Annotated in this window: 8 protein-coding genes; 2 read left to right on the top strand and 6 right to left on the bottom strand. The window is 65.8% G+C overall.

Features of this window, described 5'->3' with window-relative positions:
• The 6 genes from LQR33_RS24270 to LQR33_RS19645 all read right to left on the bottom strand — a co-directional run.
• Positions 1-118 (bottom strand): NAD(P)-binding domain-containing protein (locus LQR33_RS24270; protein ID WP_269326290.1); only part of this gene is annotated, 118 nt, incomplete at its 3' end.
• 22 nt (positions 119-140) lie between these two features.
• Complete coding sequence (locus tag LQR33_RS19665; RefSeq protein ID WP_043596004.1) at positions 141-1,259, bottom strand: enoyl-CoA hydratase/isomerase family protein; 1,119 nt, start codon at positions 1,257-1,259, stop codon at positions 141-143.
• A 31-nt stretch (positions 1,260-1,290) separates the two neighbouring features.
• A complete protein-coding gene (locus LQR33_RS19660) occupies positions 1,291-2,073 on the bottom strand; it encodes an enoyl-CoA hydratase (RefSeq protein ID WP_231470162.1) in 783 nt (260 codons plus the stop codon).
• A 145-nt stretch (positions 2,074-2,218) separates the two neighbouring features.
• Positions 2,219-3,379 carry an acyl-CoA dehydrogenase family protein gene (locus LQR33_RS19655; protein ID WP_231470160.1) on the bottom strand — a complete coding sequence of 387 codons (1,161 nt, stop codon included), beginning with the start codon at positions 3,377-3,379 and terminating at the stop codon, positions 2,219-2,221.
• A gap of 60 nt (positions 3,380-3,439) precedes the next feature.
• On the bottom strand, positions 3,440-4,942 hold the full coding sequence (locus LQR33_RS19650; RefSeq protein WP_231470158.1) for a CoA-acylating methylmalonate-semialdehyde dehydrogenase: 1,503 nt from the start codon (positions 4,940-4,942) through the stop codon (positions 3,440-3,442).
• Between the two features lie 40 nt (positions 4,943-4,982).
• Entirely contained in the window at positions 4,983-5,831 is an 849-nt protein-coding gene (locus LQR33_RS19645; protein ID WP_231177990.1) for a 3-hydroxybutyryl-CoA dehydrogenase, read from the bottom strand.
• A 135-nt stretch (positions 5,832-5,966) separates the two neighbouring features.
• On the opposite strand from LQR33_RS19645, the gene LQR33_RS19640 reads away from it, so the two are divergent.
• Together LQR33_RS19640 and LQR33_RS19635 are read left to right on the top strand one after the other, a co-directional pair.
• Positions 5,967-6,374 carry a MerR family transcriptional regulator gene (locus tag LQR33_RS19640; protein WP_166440759.1) on the top strand — a complete coding sequence of 136 codons (408 nt, stop codon included), beginning with the start codon at positions 5,967-5,969 and terminating at the stop codon, positions 6,372-6,374.
• Positions 6,374-6,570, top strand: a 197-nt coding sequence (locus LQR33_RS19635; RefSeq protein ID WP_462476155.1) for a thiolase family protein, incomplete at its 3' end; no start/stop codon positions are given. The genes LQR33_RS19640 and LQR33_RS19635, both read left to right, overlap by 1 nt.

Raw genomic sequence — 6,570 nt, 5'->3', positions numbered from 1 at the left:
CCTTGGCCAGCGCGTCGGCCGACAAGTCGAAGGCGCTGACCTTGAAGCCCTTGTTCAGCAGATTGACGGCCATCGGCCCGCCCATATTGCCCAGGCCGATGAAGGCGATGTTTTCCATGCTGTTCTCCTCTGTATGCTTGTTATTTCAATCCCGCCAGCGGGTGGTCGGCCTCGCGCCACGGCGATTCGAAGTGGCCGTCCACCCAGGCCTGGTCGATGTCGGCCAGCTGCCGGCTCCAGCGCGGATTGCGGTCCTTATCCACCAGCAGCGCGCGCACGCCCTCGGGGAAGTCGGAGCGGGCGCAGAAGTTGACGGATAGAACCAGTTCCATCCGCAGCGCCTCGGCCAGCGACATGTGCTTGGCGCGGTCCAGGATTTCCCAGCTGACGGCGGCGGAAGTGGGGCAGCCGTGGCGGAAGTTCTTGGCGGCGTCAGAGAGCCACGGGTCTTCGAAGGCGGTTTCGGTGAGGGCCGCGCTGACGGCGGCCAGGTCGCCCTTGTTCATCAGCCGGTGCACCGCCAGCAGATTGCGTTCGACGTTGGACGCCGGCAGCGCGTCGCCCAGCTGGCTTTCCAGCTGGTTCAGCAAGGCGCTGACCAGGGCCGGGCGCGCATGGGCGTCGTGGCCCCAGTTTGCCGCCTGCAAGGCTTGCAGCAGCGCCGGGTAGGCATCCGCCGCCAGCACGTGGTCGGCCAGATTGGCGATCAGCGCGTCGTGGGCGTTCAGCGGCGCGCCGGTCAGCGCCAGGAACAGGCCCAGGTGCGCCGGCATGCGCTGCAGGAACCAGCTGCCGCCCACGTCCGGATAGAGGCCGATGGTGATTTCAGGCATCGCGATGCGGGTGGCGGGCGTGACCACGCGGTGGCTGGCGCCGGCCATCAGGCCCAGGCCGCCGCCCATCACGATGCCGCCGCCCCATACGATCAGCGGCTTTGGGTAACGGTGGATGCGGTAGTCGAGCGTGTATTCCTCGGTGAAGAAGGCCACGGCGTGCGGATGCGGGTAGTGCGGCTCGCTGACCAGCTTTTCGCGCAGGCCGCGCACGTCGCCGCCGGCGCAGAAGGCGCGCTCGCCGGCGCCGCGCAGCACCACGGCGACGATGCCTTCGTCGCGCTCCCAGATGGTGAGGCGGGCGTCCAGCAGCCGGATCATGTCCAGCGTCAGCGCGTTCAGCGATTTCTCGGCGTTGAGGGTGGCGACGGCGATGCGATGGCCGTCGCCGGTAGTCAGTTCGTCAAACAGCACCACGTCTTGCATGGCGGGACCTCGTTCGGGTGATGGGCGGGTTTCAGGCGTTCTTCCAGTTCGGCGCGCGCTTTTCCAGGAAGGCGCGGGTGCCTTCGGCCTGGTCCTGGGTGTCGAACAGCTTGATGAAGGCTTCGCGTTCCTTGATCAGGTTCCAGGCCGGCGGCTGGGTGCGGGCGGCCTGCACCAGCTGCTTGCACACGCCGACCGACGACGGCGACTGCCTGGCCACGCCTTCGGCCAGCTTGAGCGCAGCGGCCAGCGCCTCGCCCTTGGCCACCACCTGTTCCACCAGGCCGATGCGTTCGGCGGTGGCGGCGTTGACGCGTTCGCCGCACAGGATCATGCGCTTGGCCCAGCCTTCGCCGACCAGCCACGGCAGGTTCTGGGTGCCGCCGGCGCAGGGCAAGAGGCCGACGCCGGCTTCCGGCAGCGCCATCTGCGCCTGCTCTTCGGCGATGCGGATGTCGCAGGCCAGCGCGCACTCCAGGCCGCCGCCCATCGCGTAGCCGTTGACAGCGGCGATGCTGACGCCGCGGAAACCCGACAGCGCCTCGAAAGCCTCGCCGAACAGCATGGTCATCTCGGTGGCCACCTTCTTGTCGCCATCGGCGAACATGTTCAGGTCGGCGCCGGCCGAGAAGAACTTCTCGCCTTGGCCGGTTATCACCAGCGCGTAGATGTCGCGGTCGGCGTTGAGGTCGGCCACCAGTTGCTTCAGCGCGGACAGGCTGTCGCGGTTCCAGGTGTTGGCCGGCGGATTGTCTATCGTCACCACGGCGGTGTGGCCGCGTTTTTCCACGTTCAGGTGGGCGTAGCTATTCATATTTATGCCTTTATGAATTCTGTTTTGAACCGGCAAGGCTGGAAAAATCCAGCGCAGCGGCTGAGGCAAGGCGCGCCGGCGCAGACAGTACATATGAGTACGGCCAGCCGGCGCAACGCAGCATCAGGGATTTTGCCGGCCTTGCCTAGCGCAGCGTTTCCAGCGCGCCGTCCTGCAGCATCTTGCGGCCGACTATCATCCGCATCACTTCGTTGGTGCCTTCCAGAATCTGGTGCACGCGCAGGTCGCGTACGTGGCGCTCCAGCGGGAAGTCCTGCAGATAGCCGTAGCCGCCGAACAGCTGCAGCGCGTTGTTGGCGATATTGAAACTCAAATCGGTGGCCAGCCGCTTTGCCATCGCGCAATAAGCGGTGGCGTCGGCGCTGGCGTTGTCCAGCTTCCAGGCCGCCAGGCGCACCATCTGGCGCGCGGCCACCAGCTCGGTCAGCATGTCGGCCAGACGGAACTGCACGGTTTGCAGCTCGGCCAGCGGGTTGCCGAATTGCTGGCGCTCCTGCACGTAGCGCTGCGCGGCGTTCAGCGCGGCTTGGGCGGTGCCGACGGCGCAGGTGGCGATGTTGATGCGGCCGCCATCCAGGCCCTTCATGGCGAAGGCGAAGCCCTGGCCTTCCTCGCCGAGTCGGTTCTCCACCGGAATTTCGACATTGTCGAAGGTGATGGCGCGGGTGGGCTGGCTGTTCCAGCCCATCTTCTTTTCCTTCTTGCCGTAGCTTACGCCCGGGGCGTCGGCCGGCACCACGAAGGCGGAAATGCCCTTGGGGCCTGGGCCGCCGGTGCGGGCCATCACCACCAGCACCTGGGTGCTGCCGGCGCCGGAGATGAACATCTTGCCGCCGTTCAGCACATAGACCTCGCCTTTCTTCTCGGCGCGGGTCTTCAGCGAGGCGGCGTCGGAGCCGGCGCCCGGCTCGGTCAGACAGTAGCTGCCCAGCGCCTCGCCGGTCACCATTTTCGGCACCCACTGTTCGGCCAGCTGTTTGCTGCCGAAGCTGGCGATCATCCAGCTGACCATATTGTGGATGGTCAGGTAGGCGGCGGTGGAGGTGCAGCCGGCGGCCAGCTCTTCAAACACGATGGCGGAGTCCAGCCGCGACAGCCCCAGGCCGCCGTAAGCTTCCGGCGTGTAGAGGCCGAGAAAGCCCATGTCGCCGCTCTTGCGGATCACGTCCAGCGGGAAGAGGGACTCGGCGTCCCATTCGGCGGCATGCGGCGCCAGCTCGCGCTCGGCGAAATCGCGCGCGCTTTGCTGGAAGGCGGTCTGGTCTTCGTTCAGTTCGAAATTCATGTTCTTGCTTCCATGTGCGAGCGGCGGGCCAGGCCTGCGGCTGGCCCGCCCTACGGAGAATCAGCGCAGCGAGATGGTGGTGTGAACCTTGCCGCTGCTGGCCTCGTCGTCGAACCAGCGGCTGGTGACGGTCTTGGTCTGGGTGTAGAAAGCCACCACCTGCTTGCCGTAAGGGCCCAGGTCGCCCAGCTTGGACGCGCGGCTGCCGGTGAAGCTGAACAGCGGCACCGGCACCGGGATCGGCACGTTGATGCCCACTTGGCCGACATCGATGTCTTCCTGGAATTTGCGCGCCGCCGCGCCGCTCTGGGTGAACACCGCGGTGCCGTTGCCATTGGGGTTGGCGTTGATGATGGCGATGGCTTCGTCCAGCGTGTCGGCGGCCATCAGGCACAGCACCGGGCCGAAGACTTCCTGGTGGTAGATCGCCATCTCGGGTTTGACGCCGGAGAATATGGTGGGGCCGACGAAGTTGCCGCTCTCGAAGCCGGCGACGGTCACGCCGCGGCCGTCCAGCTCCAGCTTGGCGCCTTCCTCGACGCCGCGGGCGATCAGGCTCTTGACGCGGTCCAGCGCGGCGCAGGAGATCACCGGGCCGAGGTCGGGGTTGTCCTTGCCCGGGCCCACTTTCAATCCCTTGGCCTTGGCCACCAGTTCCGGAATCCATTGCTGCGCTTCGCCCACCAGCACCGCCACGCTGAGCGCCATGCAGCGCTGGCCGGCGGCGCCGAAGGCCGCGCCCGCCAATTGGTTCAGCGCCTGTTCCTTGTTGGCGTCGGCCAGCACGATGGCGTGGTTCTTGGCGCCCATCATGCACTGGGCGCGCTTGCCGGACAGGGTGGCGCGCTGATAAACGTGGGTGCCCACCTTGGTGGAGCCGACGAAGGACACCGCCTTGATGTCGGGGTGGTCGCAGATGGCGTCGACGACCGACGCCGCGCCGTGCACCACATTGAGCACGCCCTTGGGAATGCCGGCTGCCAGCGCCAGCTCGACCAGGCGCATCGTCACCATCGGGTCTTGCTCGGACGGCTTCAGCACGAAGGTGTTGCCGGTGGCGATGGCCATCGGGAACATCCACAGCGGGATCATCGCCGGGAAGTTGAACGGGGTGATGCCGGCGCACACGCCCAAGGGTTGCTGCACGGTGTAGGTGTCCACGCCGCCGGCCACGTTTTCGGCGTATTCGCCCATCTGCAGCGTGCCGATATTGGCGGCGTGCTCCACCACCTCCAGGCCGCGGAAGATGTCGCCCTCGGCGTCGGCCAGGGTCTTGCCCTGTTCGGCGGTGAGGATGGCGGCCAGCTCCTTCATGTTTTCGCGTATCAGCTGCTGATATTTCAGGAAGATGCGGGCGCGGGCGCCGATAGGCGTCTTCTTCCAGGTCTTGAACGCTTCCTTGGCGGCGGCGACGGCGGCGTTCACCTCGTCGGCGGTGGCCAGCGGCACGCGCGCCAGCACTTCCTGGGTAGCCGGATTGACGATGTCGCGCCATTCCGTGGTTTTGGATTCGACGAACTCGCCGCCTATCAACAGCTTGACGTTGGGTACCGACTGGCTCATGGCACTGCCTCCTCTATATTGTTCGGGCTGATGGCGCTGCTCAGTTGTAGCTGTAGAAACCCTTGCCGCTCTTGCGGCCCAGGTGTCCGGCCTGCACCAGCTGCGCGAGCAGCGGGCAGGCGCGGTATTTGCTGTCGCGGAACTCGCGGTGCAGGATGTCCATGATGGACAGGCAGGTGTCCAGGCCTATCAGGTCGGCCAGGGCCAGCGGACCGATCGGGTGATTCATGCCCAGCTTCATCACGGTGTCGATGTCCTCGGCGGTGGCCAGGTTCTCGTACAGCGCGAAGGCGGCCTCGTTGATCATCGGCATCAGCACGCGGTTGGAGACGAAGCCGGCGCCGTCCTTCACCGTCACCGGGGTCTTGCCCAGCGCCTGCGTCAGGTGGAACACGGTGTGGTAGGCCTCGTCGCCGGTCTGCAGCGCGCGGATGATCTCCACCAGCTCCATCAGCGGCACCGGGTTCATGAAGTGCATGCCCACCACCCGTTCCGGATGGCTGACCCAACTGGCGATGCGGGTGAGGGAGATTGACGAGGTATTGGACGCCAGCACGCACTTCTCGTCGACGGCGGCATCCAGTTCGCGGAAGATTTTCTCCTTGATCTCGGCGTTCTCGGTGGCGGCCTCCACCACCACGTCGCAGCCGGCCAGCTCGGCCAGCCGGGTGGTGGCGCGGATGTGGGCGACGATGCCGGGTATGTTGGCCTCGGCGATCAGCTCCTTCTTGGCCATCCGCTGCAGGCTGATGTTGATGTTGGCCACGCCCTTGACCAGCGCCGCGTCGCTAACGTCGGCCAATATCACGTCGAATCCCTTCATCGCGAAAACCTGGGCAATGCCGTTGCCCATTGTGCCCGCGCCCACCACGCCGATTTTCTGGCTCATCTGCTTCTCCTGGACTGTTTGCTCTACTTTCGATCACGATAACTTGACGTTTACGTCAACGTCAACAGACAATGAACGCAAAAGCACCCGACTGTGGCGCGCGTGGCCGCAGCCGGAAGATAAAGGGACAGACGCATGGGCGAACAGGTTTTCAACATCACCGAACTCGCGCAGGAGTTCGACATCACCACCCGCGCCATCCGCTTCTACGAGGATCAGGGCTTGTTGGAGCCTGAGCGGGCGGGGCAGCGCCGCATCTACAACCGGCGCGACCGCGTGCGGCTGATGCTGATCCTGCGCGGCAAGCGCATCGGCTTGTCTTTGCAGGAGATACGCGAGTTGTTCGCGTTGTACGACGCGGCGCACGACGACGCGCCGCAGCTACAGGAATTCATCCGCATCCTGGAGCGCAAGGAGCTGCAACTCCTTACGCAGATGGAAGACATCAAGGTGGTGCTGACCGAAATCGGCCAGTTGCGCGGCCAGTGCGAAAAGGCGCTGGGCAAGCGCGCCAACGGCCACAACCAAGTAAAGGAGCTGTGATGCAACAACAGGAAATCGTGATCGTGGGCATGGCGCGCACCGCCATGGGCGGCTTCCAGGGCGAGCTGTCCGGTTTGACCGCCAGCCAGCTGGGCGCGGCCGCGATCCGAGCCGCGGTGGAACGCGCCGGCGTCGCCGCCGGCGACGTGGACGAAGTGATCATGGGCTGCGTGCTGCCGGCCGGCCAGGGCCAGGC

The organism is Chromobacterium piscinae (assembly GCF_021129175.1).
Lineage (GTDB): Bacteria > Pseudomonadota > Gammaproteobacteria > Burkholderiales > Chromobacteriaceae > Chromobacterium > Chromobacterium piscinae.
The sequence above is the reverse complement of the archived record's forward strand: the minus strand, read 5'-3'. Positions and strand labels throughout refer to the sequence as shown.

Coding starts and splice junctions, on each gene's coding strand:
- LQR33_RS19660 (WP_231470162.1), bottom strand. CDS start 2,073: ATGAATAGCTACGCCCACCTGAACGTGGAAAAACGCGGCCACACCGCC.
- LQR33_RS19655 (WP_231470160.1), bottom strand. CDS start 3,379: ATGAATTTCGAACTGAACGAAGACCAGACCGCCTTCCAGCAAAGCGCG.
- LQR33_RS19640 (WP_166440759.1), top strand. CDS start 5,967: ATGGGCGAACAGGTTTTCAACATCACCGAACTCGCGCAGGAGTTCGAC.
- LQR33_RS19645 (WP_231177990.1), bottom strand. CDS start 5,831: ATGAGCCAGAAAATCGGCGTGGTGGGCGCGGGCACAATGGGCAACGGC.
- LQR33_RS19665 (WP_043596004.1), bottom strand. CDS start 1,259: ATGCAAGACGTGGTGCTGTTTGACGAACTGACTACCGGCGACGGCCAT.
- LQR33_RS19650 (WP_231470158.1), bottom strand. CDS start 4,942: ATGAGCCAGTCGGTACCCAACGTCAAGCTGTTGATAGGCGGCGAGTTC.